A 19,183-nucleotide genomic window follows, 5' to 3' on the forward strand; every position below is an offset into this window, starting at 1 on the left:
TCCTACATGTTATTGCTAGCATCTCAATCACCGAGGCGAAAAGCGCTTTTAAGTCAACTTGGCGTAAAATTTACTACACTTAATGTAGATATAAATGAAACTCAATTAGCCAATGAGGACTCTAACAGTTACGTTGTGCGTTTGGCCATTGAAAAAGCCCAGCAAGGTTGGCTTCAATATGGTCAGATTGATGCTGTATTAGGTGCTGATACCATTGTCGTTGTGGGCAGTGGTAGTGAAGAACAAGTATTAGGAAAGCCTGAGAGTTTTGAACATGCTCGACAAATGTGGCTGCAACTCAGCAACACGCAGCACCGAGTAATGACTGCTGTAGCATTAAAAACCGCTGACGGTACTGACCACCTAGTGGTGAAAACAGAGGTTCGTTTTAAATTACTAACTGAAGCGGAAATGCAATGGTATTGGCAAACTGGCGAGCCACAAGATAAAGCGGGCGCTTATGGTATTCAAGGTTTTGCAGGGAATTTTGTGAAACACATCAATGGCAGTTACAGTGCCGTGGTTGGATTACCTTTGTACGAGACCAGTGAATTAATTAAACAGGTAGGTATTAAGCTGTATGAGTGCTGAATTACTGATAAATGTAACCCCTTCTGAATCAAGAGTCGCCTTGATTGAGAATGGTATTTTGCAAGAGATTCATATTGAGCGTCACACCAAACGTGGGTTGGTGGGGAATATCTATCGTGGCAAAGTAAGTCGAGTTTTGCCGGGTATGCAGGCAGCTTTCGTTGATATAGGTTTAGATAAGGCTGCATTTCTGCATGCTTCTGATATTGCCTTTCACAATGAAGTTAGCGACGAGATGTCCACCACATCCATTGCCAAGAAAGACATTCGTGATCTGTTGCGAGATGGGCAAGACATAGTTGTGCAAGTAGTGAAAGACCCCATCGGAACAAAAGGCGCAAGGCTTACCACCGATATTACCATTCCTTCCCGTTATTTAGTGTTTATGCCCAGTGTTGACCATGTAGGTGTATCACAGCGCATTGAAGATGAAGCAGAACGAGAAAGACTCAAGTCATTAGTTCAGGAATATTGTAGTGATGACGGTGGATTTATTCTGCGTACTGCTGCTGAAGGCGTTCAGGAAAAAGAGCTTATTTCAGATGCGGAGTTTTTAAAACGCTTGTGGGCGAAGATCCAATCGCGTATGAAAGGCCGAAAAGGCAATGTCTTGTACGAAGATTTACCCTTAGCAAGACGAGTACTGCGGGATTTTGTAGGTACCCAGCTAGATCGCATAAGAATAGATTCTAAATTGTCATTTCAAGAGCTACAGCATTTTACCCAAGAGTATGTGCCCGAGCTAAATAAACTACTTGAGTATTATCAAGGCGAACGACCCATATTCGACTTATATGACGTTGAAAATGAAGCTCAACGCTCACTAGAGCGCCGTGTGGACTTAAAATCTGGTGGTTATTTAATTATCGACCAAACCGAAGCGATGACTACCATAGATATTAATACTGGTGCCTTTGTTGGTCATCGGAATCTAGAAGAAACCATTTTTAATACCAATATTGAAGCCACCCAAGCCATAGCCCGTCAACTTAGATTGAGAAATCTTGGTGGCATGATTCTAATCGACTTTATCGATATGACCGATGAAGATCATAAGCGCCGCGTTTTACACAGCTTAGAATCGGCTACAAGTAAAGACAGAGCAAAATCAAATATTCATGGTTTTACAGCCCTGGGTCTAATCGAAATGACGCGCAAGCGCACCCGTGAAAGTTTAGAGCATATTCTTTGTGGTGAATGCCCAGCGTGCAAGGGCAGGGGGTCAATTAAAACAGTGGAAACCACCTGCTTTGAGGTGATGCGAGAAATCGTGCGGGTTAATCGTGCTTATGACGCAGATAAATTTGTCGTCTATGCCTCTCAAGCCGTAGCCGAAGCATTGTTGGGGGAAGAATCTCATATGTTAGCTGAATTAGAGGTGTTCGTTTCTAAGCAAATAAAAGTGCAAACTGAATTGTTATATAACCAAGATAAGTTCGATGTGGTAATGATGTGAAACCCGCCTCATTCTATGCCGCCTACCTAGTCAGAAAACTATGGACGCTAGCCGCTGTGCTGCTAGTGCTGGTGGCCGTAGGCCTAAGTATTGTGCGTTTCTCGTTGCCCTATCTAGATGGCAACAAACAGCAAATTGAAACTTGGCTGAGTAATCGTTATGGCATTAACTTAACCATTGGCGAGTTAACCGCTAATTGGGCCAAAAGTGGTCCATCATTGGTTCTCAAAAATATTAAGCTGCAACAAGATGCACAGTCTCCCATTGGCCTAGAAATTGAAGACACACAAATTGAAATCGACTTTTGGAGCACTCTTGTAGCTCGACAAATTCAGTCTCGTCGGTTCGAATTAAGTGGCTTAGCACTTTCAGTGAACTTAGCACGTATTCAAACCTCAGAAAGCAAATTTCCCGTGGTAGATGCGTTAGAAGATTTGTTTTTACAGCAATTACAACGCTTTTCAATTAGTAACAGTGTCATTGATGTGACCACTCAATATGATCAACAACTGATTCAAATACAACAATTACGCTGGCTGAACAAAGACAACCGCCACCAAGGGGAAGGTTTGTTGCGAGTGGTGGAGTTGGCCAATAACTCTGCTACCTTTAGTCTTGATTTGACTGGGGACAAAGACAATCTTAGTGGCACATTTTACGCCCGCGGCGAAGAGGTGGATTTGTCGCCTTGGCTAAATCAATTGATTCGCACTCAAAATCAACTGACTCAAAGTAGAGGAAATTTTACATTCTGGGCCGAGGTGAATAAAAACAGCATTAAAAATGTGCAGATGATTTTGAATAAAAGCGAGTTTTCCTGGACCTCACCGGAAAGTCAGGTGGATGCAGCTATCGTAGGCGGCAGAATAAGTGGCGTGCCAGATGATCAGGGATGGCAATTTAATATTGATGATCTGATTTTAGAATCTAAACAACAAAGCTTATTAACCAGCTGGACTGGGCATATTGGGCGTAACGGGTTAACCCATTTTCAAATGACCACACCGGTTAATATTCGTTCATTGTTACCAGTTTTGCCACTGGCATTTGATAAGAAAACCATTGATTTTATCGAACAGCTTAAGCCCAATGCCCGTATTGATGAACTGGCTATATTGCTAGGAGAGCAATTTTCAACCACTGCGAATTTCTCTAATGTTAGTTGGAATCAGGTGGATGGCTTGCCGGGGGTGGATCATGTTGCTGGTAGCTTCCATATGTTCGACAACTTGGGTAAGTTGTCGATAAATGGTCGCCAGGGAGAATTCGCTGCGAACAATACACTAGACGAAAATATAAATTATCAGTCGATAGATTTTGACGTTTTCCTCGATTGGCAGCCTCGAGGTGTGCAGGTTGATATACCCAACTTTTCCCTAGTTGGTAATGAGCTAAATATCGATCTTCAAATGGCGTTTGATAGTAAAGATAACGAACTCAATTTGTTTGCTAATATCGGCAAAATCGATGTTGAACAAGCTAAAAAACTACTCCCTGACCATTATATGGGCGCCCAAACAAAGGCCTACTTACAAGGCGCTATGTTAAGTGGTGAATTGGCGTCTACGCAGGTACTTTGGCAAGGTTCTGTTAATCAATTTCCGTTTGAGAGTCACCAGGGAATATTTCAGATCAGTATTGATGTGAATGATAGCGAATTTAAGTTTGCCCCTGATTGGCCACAGTTAACCGATATGGATGTTGACCTGCTGTTTGAAAACAAGAGCCTGTCAATGATCGCCCACGAAGGTAAATTAAAAAATGTCGCTTTTTCTGATCTTTCCGCTCAGATCCCACAACTAAATAATAGCGCGGTACTAAATATTGAGGCGGATATTAGTGCTCAAAGTACGGATGTGACGGAACTGATCTTAGATAGCTTTCTAGCGAACACCTTAGGTACAGTGTTAACCGAAGGGGTAAATGTTAGCGGCACCCTTGAAACTAAGCTGGATTTGCACATTCCTTTGACAGGTAAAAATGTGTTAGCAACGGGGCAAGTCAAGTTGAAGGGAAACCCAGTTTACTTGCCTAGCCTCAATTTAAATTTTGAAAACATGCAGGGTGACGTATCCTTTGCCAACGAAAAAGTTCAATTTAACGGGCTTAAAGGAGAGTTGTTTAATCAACAAATTACCGCTAATTTTGACGGCTTCTCTGATCCAAGCGGTGCCTATAAAGCGGATATTGAACTTCAAGGTGATTGGCAAGTACAACCATTATTGCAGATGCATCAGCCGAGCTTGAATATATACCTTGACGGACATAGCGCTTGGCAAGCAAACACCCAGTTAACTTTGAATAAAAGTAGTTACGACTACGAATTTGAATTAGTCAGTAATTTACAAGGAGTGAGTTCCAGTCTGCCAGCACCCTTTAATAAAAGAAGTGATCAAGCAAAGCAGTTGTTTGTAACAGGTAATGGCAGTAATCATGCTTCTAATTTCAGTTTGCTGCTGGGGGATTCTATTTCTTTTGAAGGGGTGTTACCCCACGATACAATGCAATTTTCTCGTGCCCATTTAGCCATAGGCGAAAGTGAATCTATAGCCATGGGACTTGGGTTTAGCATTTCTGCAAGTGTAAAAGACGCAGATTTTGACGCTTGGTATCAAGCCATCGCAAATTTGATCGGAGATATCCCTCGGAACAATGAACGCCCCATTTTAGCAGCGCCTCAGCGGGTTCATGTCAATGCAGAAAATATGCTAGTAGCGGGGCAAAAAATCAATCAATTGGAATTGGTGGCGAAACACTTAAACGATGACTGGTTATTGGAGTTTAACGCCGAACAGATTCGTGCAAAAGTCACATTATATGACGATTGGTTGAACCGTGGTGTAGATATTGATGCGGATTTTATCGACTTAGCCCAGTGGCATGAAACCGAAAATAATCCTGCCATACAGGGGCAAGATTTACAAAACTTACCGCCAATTAATTTCGACTGCAAAAGTTGCAAACTCTTCGGTAAAAATCTTGGTAAAGTTGACTTTTCTTTATCAAGAGCGCCCACGGGGATGCAGATTGATAGCCTAAGGTTTAACAACAATAACGGTATATTGTATGCCAGCGGAGACTGGTTTATCAGCGAGCAAGGCTCCAGTACGCGTTTGACGGGTGAGCTTAGTAGTCCAGATTTTGGAGCATTGATTAAAGGCTTGGGTTTTGATTCTGGGATTAAAGATTCGAAAGCGAATTTTAACTTTGATTTAAATTGGCAGGATGCTCCCCATAAATTTTCAGTTGCTAGTTTAGGAGGAAATATCGACTGGCGATTAACTGACGGCTATTTATCAGAAGTGAGTGATAAAGGTTCCCGAATTTTTAGTTTCCTAAGTTTACAATCGTTGGTGCGCAAATTAAGTTTGGATTTTAGGGATGTATTCGCTAAAGGCTTCTTCTACGACAAAATGGATGGTTCTTTACAAATTGTGAATGGCAAAGCTGAAACCCAAGACATGGTGATTGACGGCGCCGCTGGTGAGATGTTGATTGCGGGTTATACCGACTTATCCAGTAAAGAGTTAAATTACCGTATCGAATTTACCCCTAACGTGACTTCTAGTTTGCCACTGTTAGTGTATTGGATGGTTAACCCTGCCACAGCCATTGCTGCTCTGGCAATTGATCAGGTACTGACTGAGGCAAAAGTTATTTCAAATGTAAAATATTCAGTTACCGGCACCTTAGATGAGCCAATACTCACAGAGTTGGACAGAAAAAGTAAAGAAGTTGCGTTGCCCGCACGAAATACGCCTGTTGAACTGGATGAAGACGATGTCCCACTTCAGGTGCTTCCCGATGAGAGAGTGAATTTACAAATAGATGATACGAGAGGGTATTAATGGCCAATTTAGTCGCATGTCAGCTAGTTTCAAGTCCAGATGTATCGGTTAACCTTCAACATGTTGAAGAATATGTTTCTCAGCAACAGCCGGGAGACCTAATTGTATTGCCCGAGTGTTTTGCGTGTTTCGGCGCAGGAGACTCAGCCTTGCTGTTAATTGCTGAAGAACTAGGAGAAGGTCCAATTCAAGAGGCTTTGTCGGCCATGGCGAAGAAATATAAAGTGTGGATAATTGCCGGAACTATTCCTATTTCTACCTCCACTTCGGGAAAGTATAGTGCGACCTGTTTAGTATTTGATGACGCTGGAAGACGTGTAGATGATTATCAAAAAATCCACTTGTTTGATGTACAAGTGGAAGATGGAACTCGCAACTATTTAGAGTCTAAATATACTCAAGCTGGCGATAAACTCGTAGTCGTTGATTCACCTTTCGGCAAAATAGGTGTGGCTGTGTGTTATGATGTGCGCTTTGCAAGCATGTTCACAGCTATGGGCGACATTGATGTATTAGTGTTGCCAAGTGCATTTACCCGTGCAACAGGAAAAGCCCACTGGGAGCCTCTGTTAAAAGCCAGAGCAATAGAAAAGCAATGTTATCTAGTTGCAGCTAACCAAGGTGGCATTCATGCTAATGGGCGGGAAACTTACGGCCATTCTTGCGTCATCTCTCCTTGGGGCGACACCTTGTGTGAGATAGAAACTGGTAGTGGTGCCGTTAGCGCTAAATTTGATGCTAACGAAATAAGTCGAATTCGCACTAACATGCCAGTTCAGCAACATAATCAATTCAGGAGTTACCTTGTCTAATTTGGTCGAAGAAAATTTATTAAATGCAGCAGATTTGGATCCCAATAAGGTTGTATCCGCTTTAAACTTAATTTGTCAGCATCAAAATGATTTTGCCGATATTTATTTTCAATCTAGTCAGCATGAAAGTTGGGTATTGGAAGACGGAATAATCAAAGACGGTAGCTATAATATAGAAAAAGGCGTAGGTGTACGTGCTGTTAGCGGTGAAAAGACCGGTTTCGCGTATTCAGATGATATTAGCCAAGAGGCTTTAAGCAAAGCGGCAAAAGCATCGAGAAGCATCGCGGCTTCTGGAGGGACCTTTAAAGTTGCTGCTAGTGCGCCAAAACAATCTTCTGCACGATATTTTGCTGAGAACCCTATTCTTGGTATGCAAGAACATCAAAAAATTACTTTATTGCAAGACGTAGATAAATATATTCGTGATCAAGAACCCTTAGCCACGCAGGTGGTGGTCAGCATTAGTGGAGTTTACGAAGAAGTGCTGATTGCGGCGACCGATGGCACTTTTACTACCGACATACGCCCCCTTATACGTCTCAATTGTTCCATCTTAATTGAGAATGATGGACGCAGAGAGCGCGGCAGTGCTGGGATGGGGGGACGTTACGGTTATGAATATTTTTTACAAGTCGAAGGGAATAAAACTCGCTACCAATTGCTAGCTGATGAAGCGATTCATATGGCACGAGTAAATATGCAGGCCATTGACGCCCCTGCCGGATTGATGCCTGTTGTACTAGGAGCCGGTTGGCCGGGAGTGTTATTGCATGAAGCCGTGGGGCATGGCCTAGAAGGTGATTTTAATCGCAAAGGTGCCTCAACCTTTAGCGGTAAAATGGGTCAGCAAGTAGCGGCTAAAGGGGTAACTGTTGTGGATGACGGCACGTTAACAGACCGCCGTGGCTCATTGTCAGTTGACGATGAAGGCACGACCACGCAGCGTAACGTGTTAATCGAAGATGGTGTGTTAACTGGATATATGCAAGATAAACTAAATGCACGTTTAATGGGAGTTAACCCAACCGGTAATGGCCGTAGAGAGTCATATGCACATCTGCCAATGCCAAGGATGACCAATACCTTTATGTTAGAAGGGCAATATAGCCCCGAAGAAATTATAAGTAGTATTGATAAAGGTGTTTACGCACCGAATTTTGGTGGCGGCCAAGTTGATATCACATCGGGCAAGTTCGTTTTTTCAACTTCCGAAGCGTACTTAATTGAGAATGGAAAAATTACCACTCCAATCAAAGGTGCAACCTTGATCGGCAACGGTCCCGAAGTCATGAAAAAGATTTCAATGATTGGTAATAATCTGAGCCTAGATAAAGGTGTTGGCGTATGCGGTAAAGACGGGCAAAGCGTACCTGTGGGCGTTGGTCAGCCAACCCTTAAAGTCGACGAGCTAACCGTGGGCGGAACCGCACTCTAACACGGCCAGGGCCTGTAGCATGGCCTTTAGGCCATGGATGTTTAGGGGTTGCACGGTATGTGTAGCATGGTCTTTAGGCCATGGATGTCAGGCCATGGGCATATTGCATGTTCCGCCGATCTTGTGCGGGGCTAAAGCACCCGCCTACAGTTTTTTGTAGCATGGCCTTTAGGCCATGGATGTTTAGGGGTTGCACGGTATGTGTAGCATGGTCTTTAGGCCATGGGCATCTCTCGGGGCTAAAGCACCCGCCTACATGAATTCTTTTAAATATTGAAACAAATCTCGGGCGGCTTTTGGGGGCTTGTTCAATTCTTGCTGTTTTTTGGCTTGGCGAGATAATTGCCTTAATTTTTGGCGATCTAATTCCGGATGTTCGTTAAGCAAAGCTTCAATGCCTCTATCACCTTGAAGTACTTTATCTCTTGCTTCTTCGACGTGATGAAACTTGCTGGTTTGTTGCCGGTGAGCTAACTGCAGTTGATCAAGGGCTAACTGAATAGGTTGAGTATCGCGGTGGCGCATCAACTTGCCAATTAATTGTAATTGACGGCGGTAACCGTCTTTTTTCTTATTAATTTTGCGGGCTAACTCAACTGCTTCAGCGAGCTCTTCATCCATGGGAATTTTAGCTAACGACGCCGCGCCTAGCTCAACGAGAGCTTCTCCCAATTTTTGAATAGCAAGACTTTCCTGCTTAAGTTGGGTTTTGCTTTTAAATTCTTGTTCTGGACCGTTTTCGGTGAAATTCGTATCGCTCATGATAATGTCTTTAATGTTACACTATGCCAATTGTAACCCAGCTAATACCTCACAGCATTAAAAGTTGTGAAAAGAAAGTGAGTCTTATATGCAAATGGAGCAACAATTAGCCCAAATTCAACAAGCAGTTGAAGATGTATTGGCATTGGCCAAGCAAAAAGGGGCCAGTCATGCGGAAGCTAGCATGTCTAAAGTCGAGGGGATTTCGGTATCGACTCGATTAAAAGAAGTGGAAACCGTTGAGTTTACCAATGACGGTGGTTTGGGCATTAGTGTCTATTTTGGCCAACGTAAAGGCAGTGCGTCCACTGCAGATTTAAGTATTAATGCCCTAACCCTAGCCGTGGAAAAAGCCTGTGAAATTGCCAAGTATACCAGTGAAGATCCTTTTTCGGGTCCGGCTGATGAGTCCTTAATGGCATATGATTATCCCGATTTGGATATGTATCACCCTATTGAGCTGGATACCGAAAATGGCATACAGCAAGCTATATTAGCTGAAGAGGCAGCCTTGGATTTTGACCCGCGAATAACAAATTCAGACGGTGCCTCCTATAATGCAAATATTGGTATGAAGGTGTATGGCAATAGTCACGGTTTCATAGGGGGTTATCCAAGTACCCGTTACAGTCTAAGTTGTGTTGTTATTGGAGAAGATAACGGTGATATGCAGCGCGACTATAGTTACACGGTAAGCCGTCAAAGAGATTTGTTAACTTCCGCCGCACAAGTTGGAAAAGAAGCCGCTGAATTTACCCTTAGCAGACTAAATGCACGTAAACTGAAAACGGCTAAAATCCCCGTTATTTTTCATCGCGACGTGGCGGCAGGTTTACTGGGGCATTTTGTTAGTGCGATTAGCGGTGGTAGTTTATTCCGTAAGTCATCCTTCTTACTAAACAGTTTAGGAACGCAAGTTTTACCCAGTTGGTTTGAAATCTTAGAGCGTCCTCATATTAAGTCAGGACTTGCCAGCTCACCTTTTGATAACGAAGGGGTTAAAACCGAAGACATGACCATAGTGAACAAAGGTGTGTTAGATCATTATTTGTTAACTAGCTATTCCGCTCGTAAGTTAGGAATGCAGACCAATGGTCATGCCGGAGGTATACATAATTGGTTAGTTAAGCACACGGGTCATAGTGATGAAGCTCTACTTAAAGAAATGGGGACAGGATTGCTAGTAACCGAACTGATGGGTCAAGGTGTGAATATTGTAACTGGTGACTATTCTCGCGGTGCTGCAGGATTTTGGGTCGAAAATGGCGTCATTCAATACCCTGTTCATGAAATCACTATTGCCGGTAATTTAAAAGATATGCTGATGAATATTTCTGCCATTGGAGCAGTAGCTGAAACCCGGGGTAGCATCCATACAGGTTCTATATTAGTAAGTGAAATGCAACTGGCAGGTAGTTAATCAAAAAATTCACTATATAGACTTTGCCCCCTTTTAGGGGCGCAGAAACCATAAAAAAGGGCTTTGAAAGCCCTTTTTTGGTTTAACTTGTTTATTGGGTCTGGAGAGATTACATATCTACAGAGCCGCAGAAACGGTAACCTTCACCGTGAATGGTGACGATTAAGTCTTCTGAGTTTACTTCTGATTCGAAATGTTTACGTATACGACGAATGGTTACATCAACGGTACGGTCATTAGGACGCAATTCACGACCTGTCATTTCCATAATCAACTGTTCTCTAGTCAATATTTTGCCAGGGTTACTTAAAAATAAATGTAAGGCTCGGAATTCACTGCGAGGAAGACGGAATTCATTTTGACTCGGAGAAATTAAGCTACGACTATCGCCATCTAAAATCCAACCATTAAAGCTTACGCGACTTGGAAGATCGTCGTCCTCATGATTGCTTAGGGTTCTATTTAATAGGTTTCGTGCACGTATAGTTAACTCTCTAGGGTTGAATGGTTTAGTTAAATAATCATCTGCACCAATTTCCAATCCTAAAATCCGGTCAACATCGTTGTCTCTTCCTGTTAAGAATATTAAACCGACATTTTTGCGGTCTCTCACTTCCCGTGCGAGTATCAAACCATTCTTACCTGGTAAATTAATATCCATAACAACTAAGTTAATGTTGTTGTTTTCGAAAAAGTCATGCATTTCGCTGCCGTCTTCAGCTTCGAATACGTTATAACCTTCGGCTTCAAATAAGCTTTTTAAAGTAGTCCTTGTTACTACTTCATCTTCAACGATTAGTATATTGGGCGTCATTGTTTTTATCCGTTTTATTTCAATATAGTTAGTTTAACAGAAAATATCGTTTAATCAGGCTATTATCCAGTGAAATTTGCATACTTTAGTAGTCTAGCGCTAAATTTTACAGGTGAATTAGCATACTGTTGTTTATTAATATAGATTTTTATCTTGCCATTCTCTTCTACTAGGCTAACCAACCCCCCATTTCTGAGAAAAGCGATAGTTTCACCAATAGTGACAATAGATAAGCTAGTTTGTTTCAAATCTTTATACAAAAGTTTAGACTCTTGGGATTTATCAATAAAAATGTAGTTACAGCGCTGCTCAATTGCATCTGAAAACGTGTTTACGAGCTGTAAATCTATCTTTAAATTGTTTTTAGTCACTAAATCTGATTTTTGCAGTATTTGATAGTGCTGTTGAGGTGCTTGCTCCATTGAACAAAATTTCAAACTTGTGAATCTTTGTTGCCATTGGGAGTAATTTACAACATGCAGAAAGAAAGTAGAGCGTATTGATGTTGGTGTCACTTCAAAATCATTATTGTGTGCATAAACAATAGCACTCCAGGTGACAATAATGAAAATGGCAAGCCTGCTGATCATCATTCAAATCCCGTTTGGCAAATTTGCAGAATCAACCCTTTTTACAGGAAAAAGAATTATAAATTCAACACCTTTACCTTCTTCACTGGTAATGGTGATAGAGCCATTCAAAGCTTGCGTAATTAAGTTATAAACTAAATGCATCCCCAAGCCACTGCCACCTTGGCCTCGTTTGGTGGTTACAAAGGGATCGAAAATACGTTTTCTAAGGGCTTCGGGGATACCTTTACCATCATCAACATAGCGTATTCTTATTTTATTTTCTGAAGGCATATCTATATAGATATCAATTCTGCCTTTGTCGGTAAATTCAAAACCATGAATGATAGAGTTCATTACTAAATTCATAATAATCTGGTTAATTGGGCCCGCTTTTGTTTCTATATACAGGTCCTCAGGGCAGTGGATATCTATCACGTGATGATATTTTTTCAACTTAGGTCGCATAGACATCAATATTTCATCTAGTAATTGTGCAACGGAAAATATACGGTTTCTTTCACTTGATTGGTCAACCGCTACTTGTTTAAAACTGGAAATGAGCTCAGCCGCACGGTTTAAATTACGATAAATGATGTTAAGGTTTTCTTGCCCTTCGGTTATGAATTTGGATAAGGTACTGGCTTTTAACGCTTTCGCTTCGAATTCAGTTTCAATGTGTTTAAGTCTATCTAGCATCATTGTTGAAGCCGTCACACCTAAACCAATTGGCGTATTAACTTCGTGGGCAACACCGGCCACCATATCGCCAAGGGATGCCATTTTTTCGTTTTGAACCATCTGTCGTTGGAATTGATGCAATTTTTCCAATGTCTCTATGAGTTCTTGATTGGCTTTTTTCAACGCCATAGTTCTAAGATGTACTTTTTCCTCTAAGCTTGCATGCAGCTTCTGTTGTTCTTCCTCTGCAGAGTCTCGTTCTTTCAAATAGTGTTGGGTGCGATCTAGCATGTCATTAAAGGCAGCCCCTAAAATGTCGAGTTCTTTAATGTTGGTGGTTTCTGCTCGACCTTTATAATCTCGTTGTCTGGAAACACGCTGTACTAATGCCGCGAGGTTAATTATTGGCGTGGCTAAGGTTTTTTGTAAACGTAAGGTCAGTAAATAGCAAATTACAAGTATTACTAACAACACTGCGCAAGTAGTTAAAATTGAGCTGGCAATTAAATCATTTAATATTTTTGCGGAAACACGCAAGTACACATAACCAATCACTTCATCGTTTATTTCAATGGTTTTAATGTATTCAAATGCATTGTCTGTTTGAGTGGGGGTTTTTAAACTGTCAAGTCGATCCCACATTTTCGGTGTTGGGGCTTGGCTGGGGCGATTATAGCTGGTGAAGTAAATTGGCTCTTGCCCTTCTACTTTTTTGTATATATAGACGGCCTCAATGAAGTCTGCGGATGCTAGGGTTTGTAAATTCTCATCTTCATTTAACTTATCATCAAACTCTAAACTGGCCGCTGCATTGTTGCTGATAATGTCCGCGTACACCTTAACTTGTTGTGTGAGCTCATTTTTATAATTATTAATTTGGTTGATTAAAGAAATGCTAGAGGTAACCACAAGGGCCAAGGTTGTGATGGCCATAACCATCCATACAATCAAGGTTTTTAAAGATAAATTTTTTGCGCCAGTTAGCATAAAGTTAATCTGTCTTTGTTTGTGGCAATGTTACCACTAAGGATTATAGTGATATAAATTGTTTAAAAAGAAAACATTTAATCCAATAATAGTGGAAAGATTTAAATCTGGTTAATCGGATTCAACTCATTACTTTCGAATGACTTCAAGCAGTGTTTTTTCATCGATATTTAGTTTTACTGATACTTTAGTTAATTCTATTATTTGCGCTACCTTTCCGGCATCATCACTTGCCGCAATGCGTAACGTTTTAAAATCAGCCATACAGATACACAGCATCTCTCCTTCTTTTATCTCGAATTGCGGGATATCAACAGGAGAGCGCTTGTATAAAATATTTGGACAGACGCTAGAACGTTCAGGTAGTTGAATACATTTATCGGGCAAATTTTCTTGAGCGTTAACTGCAAAAGTTAAGCTGCAAGAAAATACTATTGCCAGCAACACATCAGTGAAGTTACCTAAAACACATAGGCGCTTATTCTTCAGCATGACTGATAAAGTGCCTCATATTCCAAAGCCGCTTGATGCCAGGTAAATCGGGTGTTCATTGCTCTTAATTTCATAGCGTTGAAGCTGTCTGGGTATTCATAAAAATGAAGTAGCGCTCGATAAATGCATCCAAGCAGTGCTGAACTGTCTGGGTGCTCGAATACAAACCCTGTAGCTATGTCAGGCTGGTGAATAACGTCAACAACCGTATCTTTCAATCCACCCACTGCGCGCACTATGGGCAAGGTTCCATAGGCTAGACTGTACATCTGATTTAAGCCGCAGGGTTCAAATAGCGAAGGCATTAAAAAGAAGTCGCTTCCCGCTTCCAGCAAATGCGCTAACTCAACACTAAAGGTTTCAATAAAAATGAATTTATCTGGGTGTATTTGCGCGTGTCTGTGCAACACTTCACTTATTGACGGATCGCCTGTGCCGACAATTAGAAGTTGCACATTATGTTGTAAAAGATCTTCAAGAATGGGCAATATATAACCGAAGCCTTTTTGTTCGGTTAAACGGCAAACCATACCAATTAAAGGAACTTCGTTTTTTTGTACGAACCCTGCAGTTTCTTGCAGTTTACGTTTACATTCTGCTTTACCCGCTGGATTATTTACATCGAAGTTGGCGGGAATATGTTTATCTGTAGCAGGATCCCACTGACTGTAATCACAACCATTCAGAATTCCTGATACATCGTTTCGTCTGGCAGAAAATTCGTTATACAACATGTGGCTACCTAAGGTTGTCAGTAGCTCCTGGGCATAGTTAGGACTGACGGTATTAATCTTATCAGCGTAGCGGATCCCGATTCGTAGAAAGTTTAACGCATCCCCGTCTAATTGGTTATGCAGCGCACTATGATTGCTAACGTAGGGGATTTCATCTAAGCGATGAGTGCCATGGAAAGCACCATTGTGAATAGTTAATACAGACTTACTGTGGGCGAAAAATCCACTGTTATCAGTTTTCAGGAAGTAGGGGGTCAAGGCAGTATGCCAATCATTGCAATGCACAATGTCGGGTTGGAAATGGATTGCACGGCTGGTTGCTAAAGCGGCATCTGCGAAAAATGCGAAGCGTTGGGCGTTGTCAGCGAAAGCGTGATATCCGTCAGTATAAAATCCATCACGATGAAAATACTCAGGAAAATCCACACAAAAAACTGGTACATCTTGAATCTGAATTTGGCGAACATTAAATGAGTAGGTCTTGTTACTAGAGACAATACCTTCGGAGGCAACTATTGGAGCATCAAATTTATCTGCTAAAAGTTTGTAATAGGGCATCACTATGACGACATCATGCCCGAGCTTTTTTAATTCGATGGGGAGCGCTTTTGCCACATCAGCTAATCCCCCTGTTTTAGCTAAATCTTCTACTTCTGAAACTACAAAAAGAATCTTCAATATTTATCTCTCCAATTCGTAAACTTGGCAGTAAAGTCATTGCGACTGCAACTAGAATAGCAGATTACATGACCACCTAACTGAGTAGCAAGCGGCACGCCTAAAATAGCTAGTCACTTCAGTTACTTTAAATAAATTGTTTATACAAATAACTCTATTCTATTTTTGCGCCCTGTAAAGGTTAAATTTAGAAGTTTGTGCCAGTGTTGAAAGCATAGGGAGTGAACCCTTAATAATATCTGGATAAGGTAAGAACCGATTGGCTACTAACATCAATGTGCCTTTAGGTAGTAAAGCAAACTTCACTTCTTTAATAAACTTGTCGGTGACACTGTAATCCGTTTTTATGCCAGTATGAAACGGAGGGTTGGTTAACACTGCATCGAATTTGTGGTTAACCTCGGAAAGCCCGTTTGACGCCACCACTGTTCCTTTAAGGTTATTGGCAGCCAAACTGCGTTGACTACAAAAGATTGCAATGGCACTAACGTCGCTTAGGGTAAGGATAATATCAGGGTGATTCTTTGCAGCAAAACAGCCAATCACGCCTGAGCCACATGCAAAGTCTAGCACTCTTCCCGTTAATTTCTCAGGTAAATTCTCGATTAAAAGTTGTGTGGCAGGATCGAGGGCGCCAGCATTAAATATGCCTGGCAGAAAAGCGATTTTACATAAAGTGTCTTTGACTTGAATTTCTTTGTATTGAACAAACTTTTCAACGTCAAAAGTAAAGCTTCGTTCTATTAAAGCGCAAAATAAGCTGCAATGACGTGCTGAGTCGATTTTGTTTACTCGCTGGGAAATGTTGGTAAACAATTTGTCGGCGCTTTTAATACCCGACTTGTTTTCTCCAACTAAATAAATATTGCCACCTGATTTAACGCATGCTGCCATATTAGCAATTAGAAATGCCGCCTGTTCTTTCGACTTAGGCATGTAAATCACTGCGCCATCAAACAGGTCTGAATTTGGGGTATTGGCTTGAGTAACTGGGTAGTGCGCAGAAAATACATGTTTGTCATTTTTGGGACACTGTTGAAAGACATCATAAAATTGATGAAATCCAAATATTTCTGAATTACTCAACGCCGAGAAAATATCAGCTTCAGGAGGGTTAACAAAGATCCACTTTCCTTGCTCAAATATCTCTTTATTACGCACCAGAACTTGGCTGGTGGGTGACAACATTAGTTTACCCTCGCGAACATCAGATCCCATACACCATGGCCAAGACGATGACCACGCTGCTCAAATTTAGTGAGGGGGCGGTTGTCTGGTCGCGGCACATAATCTTGATTTTCGGACAAGTTTTTAAATCCCTCTGCTGCTTGCATTACTTCAAGCATATGTTCAGCGTAGTTTTCCCAATCCGTCGCCATATGGAATACACCCTCGATTTTCAGCTTAGAGCGAAGTTTCTGTACAAATTCGGGTTGTACAATTCTACGTTTGTGATGGCGTTTTTTGTGCCAAGGGTCGGGAAAGAAAAGTTGCAGTCTATCTAGGCTTTCATCGGCAATACAATCAGCCAATACCTCTACTGCGTCGTGTTCAAATACCCGTAAATTAGTGACACCTTGTTCGTTGGCGTCTGCCATACAGGTACCTACACCGGGCCTGTGAACTTCAATGCCAATAAAATCTTTTTCTGGTTCATTGGCCGCCATTTCTACCAGGGACTTGCCCATACCAAAGCCAATTTCTAAAACAACGGGGGCGCTGCGTCCAAAGACTTCTGCGAAGTCGAGCTTTCCATCTGCATGTAATAACCCCATGGTTGGCCAAAACTCTTCTAAGGCTTTAGCTTGCCCCTTAGTCAAACGACCTTCGCGCTTAACAAAGCTGCGTACTTTTTGAACGTATACGCCTGCTGCTTCGGCTTCTTCTTGAGTTTTAAATTGGCTCATGCAAATGTTATCTCTTATATATAAAATGATTATCTAGAAAGTGTGTGCTAAAAACGCGCAGTATTTTACCTTATATCGAACAGCTGCACTAGCTGAAACCTTGTATTTACGCAGGTTCAAGCAATTTACTAGTGTATCCAGTTTAGCTTAGTCGTTTGTAAAGCTGATCTGCCACTGCTTTAGGTTGGGCTAGGAGCATCATATGTCCTGTTCCATCGATCTGACTATAATCCGCGGTCGCTATTCTAGACGTTAATTCTTGTATTGGTTTAGCTGGCGCGATTTGGTCTAACTCGCCGGCAATAAAGTGCAGTGGAAAGTTGCTAGATTTCAGTCTTGCAGATAGGTCCGGTCTGGGAGTTGTGGATTGCACATGGGCTTTCAACACGCTTGGGCCTAAATCGCTTTCCATCTCTTTGACGATATTCACTAAGTCAGCATTTTGCATTTCCAATTGAGTGAAAAAACGTGCGAGTCTGGCTTGGTTCATGGTCACTGGCTTTTTAGCGTCGATCATTTTTACCAGCATTTGACGTTGTTGCACTTCCTGTTCACTGAGCCCGTTAGGACAGTATCCAACTAAGGTTAGTGAAGCAATTTTATCTGGGAATTGCAGGGCCGTTAATGCCGCTATATAGCCGCCCATAGAAAACCCGACTAAATGCACTTTTTGTTCAAAGCTATTAATACGGTCAGCGCTCAAGGCTTGCATTTGCTCTAAAGTATCAGCCCATTGCAAAGGGACATAGCTGCGCTGGGCAATATTAAGTTGTTTCCATACTGGAATCCAAATACGCTCATCGCACAAAGTACCGGGAAAAAATATAATAGGCGTGGTTATTTCAAGCATCATTAATCTATTTCAATAAAATTCTTGTATGATCATAACAAACCCAGTGCGTGAAAACCGCTAAATCAATTAAAGATAATATGCAAAGTCCAACAACTGACACAACTTTTAGTCAAAAACTACTTACCTGGTATCATCAATATGGTCGCAAAGATCTACCTTGGCAGCAGGATAAAACGCCTTATCGAGTTTGGGTGTCAGAAATCATGCTGCAACAAACTCAGGTGAAAACCGTGATCCCTTTTTATCATCGCTTTATGCAACGGTTCCCGGATGTGCTCGCGTTAGCCAATGCCCCAGTTGATGATGTTTTGCATCTTTGGACTGGCCTGGGTTATTACGCAAGGGCAAGGAACCTACATAAAGCTGCTCAAACTGTCCGAGATCAGTATGCTGGTAAGTTTCCAGATACATTGGAAGGCATGGTAGCTTTATCGGGCATAGGGCGCTCAACTGCTGGTGCTGTGCTGTCTATAGCCAGTGGTAAACCTATCAGTATTCTTGATGGCAACGTGAAACGTGTGCTTACCCGCTACTTTGGAATTCATGGCTGGCCAGGCAGTAAGGTAATAGAACAACAGTTGTGGCAATACGCTGATGACTTGACGCCAAGTACCGATACTGGGCTGTATACACAGGCGATAATGGATTTAGGAGCGACACTATGTACCCGCTCTAAACCTAACTGTGATGCCTGTCCAGTGCAAACAACATGCTTGGCTTATGCCCAAGGGACTCAAGCCGAATTACCAACTAAAAAACCGAAGAAAAGTACACCAGTACGAACCACGGTTATGCTTCTACCCATTTGGCAGGATCAGGTTCTTGTTTATAAACGTCCAGCTTCGGGCATCTGGGGAGGGCTGTTTGGTTTATATGAAGCGGAATCATTGCAAGATGCCCAAAGCAAAGCCTGTAATTTGCAATTAGGTGATATCCAAATTGAGCAGCTACAAGAGTTCCGCCACACTTTTAGCCACTTTCATCTAGATATAAAACCGCTGTTGATGCACCTTAATAAACCACCGACTTTGAAAGTCGAAGAGCAAGAAACCCTTTGGTATGATTTAAAATCTCCTGCAAAAGTAGGATTAGCTGCGCCAACGATTAAACTTTTTAGTACACTACGCAAAAATCTTTAATA

16 protein-coding genes are annotated in these 19,183 nt (G+C 41.8%); 7 read left to right on the forward strand and 9 right to left on the reverse strand.

The window, feature by feature from the left end; all coding sequences use genetic code 11:
- The first annotated feature begins 6 nt into the window (after positions 1-6).
- From ACYVIL_RS04735 to tldD, 5 genes are read left to right on the forward strand one after another with little or no spacing between them, the layout of a single operon-like run.
- Positions 7-591 (forward strand): Maf family protein, encoded by a 585-nt coding sequence (locus ACYVIL_RS04735; RefSeq protein WP_303477562.1) that lies wholly within the window; start codon positions 7-9, stop codon positions 589-591.
- Entirely contained in the window at positions 581-2,047 is a 1,467-nt protein-coding gene (gene rng / locus ACYVIL_RS04740; RefSeq protein WP_303477564.1) for a ribonuclease G, read from the forward strand. Before ACYVIL_RS04735 ends, rng begins: the two co-directional genes overlap by 11 nt.
- Positions 2,044-5,895, forward strand: coding sequence for a YhdP family protein (locus ACYVIL_RS04745; RefSeq protein ID WP_460311750.1), 3,852 nt, complete (start codon positions 2,044-2,046; stop codon positions 5,893-5,895). Before rng ends, ACYVIL_RS04745 begins: the two co-directional genes overlap by 4 nt.
- Positions 5,895-6,707 (forward strand): carbon-nitrogen hydrolase family protein, encoded by an 813-nt coding sequence (locus ACYVIL_RS04750; RefSeq protein ID WP_303477569.1) that lies wholly within the window; start codon positions 5,895-5,897, stop codon positions 6,705-6,707. Before ACYVIL_RS04745 ends, ACYVIL_RS04750 begins: the two co-directional genes overlap by 1 nt.
- A complete protein-coding gene (gene tldD, locus ACYVIL_RS04755; RefSeq protein ID WP_303477572.1) occupies positions 6,700-8,145 on the forward strand; it encodes a metalloprotease TldD in 1,446 nt (481 codons plus the stop codon). The genes ACYVIL_RS04750 and tldD overlap by 8 nt, the downstream gene beginning before the upstream one ends.
- Positions 8,146-8,397: 252 nt before the next feature.
- Here tldD and yjgA read toward each other — a convergent pair whose 3' ends face one another.
- A complete protein-coding gene (gene yjgA / locus ACYVIL_RS04760) occupies positions 8,398-8,907 on the reverse strand; it encodes a ribosome biogenesis factor YjgA (protein ID WP_303477574.1) in 510 nt (169 codons plus the stop codon).
- Between the two features lie 88 nt (positions 8,908-8,995).
- On the opposite strand from yjgA, the gene pmbA reads away from it, so the two are divergent.
- On the forward strand, positions 8,996-10,327 hold the full coding sequence (pmbA, locus tag ACYVIL_RS04765; protein WP_460311751.1) for a metalloprotease PmbA: 1,332 nt from the start codon (positions 8,996-8,998) through the stop codon (positions 10,325-10,327).
- A 109-nt stretch (positions 10,328-10,436) separates the two neighbouring features.
- Here pmbA and arcA read toward each other — a convergent pair whose 3' ends face one another.
- The 8 genes from arcA to ACYVIL_RS04805 form a co-directional block, all read right to left on the reverse strand.
- Positions 10,437-11,141: a two-component system response regulator ArcA gene (gene arcA / locus ACYVIL_RS04770; RefSeq protein ID WP_303477578.1), complete on the reverse strand. Its 705-nt coding sequence runs from the start codon at positions 11,139-11,141 to the stop codon at positions 10,437-10,439.
- Between the two features lie 62 nt (positions 11,142-11,203).
- Positions 11,204-11,734 carry a YfiR family protein gene (locus ACYVIL_RS04775; RefSeq protein WP_460311752.1) on the reverse strand — a complete coding sequence of 177 codons (531 nt, stop codon included), beginning with the start codon at positions 11,732-11,734 and terminating at the stop codon, positions 11,204-11,206.
- Positions 11,735-13,378 (reverse strand): ATP-binding protein, encoded by a 1,644-nt coding sequence (locus ACYVIL_RS04780; protein ID WP_460311753.1) that lies wholly within the window; start codon positions 13,376-13,378, stop codon positions 11,735-11,737.
- Between the two features lie 129 nt (positions 13,379-13,507).
- Positions 13,508-13,870 carry a hypothetical protein gene (locus tag ACYVIL_RS04785; protein WP_460311754.1) on the reverse strand — a complete coding sequence of 121 codons (363 nt, stop codon included), beginning with the start codon at positions 13,868-13,870 and terminating at the stop codon, positions 13,508-13,510.
- The gene (glgA, locus tag ACYVIL_RS04790) at positions 13,864-15,282 is read right to left on the reverse strand and encodes a glycogen synthase GlgA (protein WP_303477588.1); all 1,419 of its coding nucleotides are present in this window, start codon (positions 15,280-15,282) and stop codon (positions 13,864-13,866) included. The genes ACYVIL_RS04785 and glgA overlap by 7 nt, the downstream gene beginning before the upstream one ends.
- Before the next feature lie 159 nt (positions 15,283-15,441).
- On the reverse strand, positions 15,442-16,470 hold the full coding sequence (locus ACYVIL_RS04795; protein ID WP_460311755.1) for a methyltransferase: 1,029 nt from the start codon (positions 16,468-16,470) through the stop codon (positions 15,442-15,444).
- Positions 16,470-17,189 (reverse strand): tRNA (guanosine(46)-N7)-methyltransferase TrmB, encoded by a 720-nt coding sequence (gene trmB, locus ACYVIL_RS04800; protein ID WP_303477593.1) that lies wholly within the window; start codon positions 17,187-17,189, stop codon positions 16,470-16,472. The genes ACYVIL_RS04795 and trmB overlap by 1 nt, the downstream gene beginning before the upstream one ends.
- Before the next feature lie 142 nt (positions 17,190-17,331).
- Complete coding sequence (locus ACYVIL_RS04805) at positions 17,332-18,042, reverse strand: alpha/beta fold hydrolase (RefSeq protein ID WP_460311756.1); 711 nt, start codon at positions 18,040-18,042, stop codon at positions 17,332-17,334.
- A 77-nt stretch (positions 18,043-18,119) separates the two neighbouring features.
- Between ACYVIL_RS04805 and mutY the strand changes: the two genes are divergently transcribed.
- Positions 18,120-19,181: an A/G-specific adenine glycosylase gene (gene mutY / locus ACYVIL_RS04810; RefSeq protein WP_460311757.1), complete on the forward strand. Its 1,062-nt coding sequence runs from the start codon at positions 18,120-18,122 to the stop codon at positions 19,179-19,181.
- The last annotated feature ends 2 nt before the right edge of the window (positions 19,182-19,183 follow it).

It is taken from the genome of Aliiglaciecola aliphaticivorans (assembly GCF_054782055.1).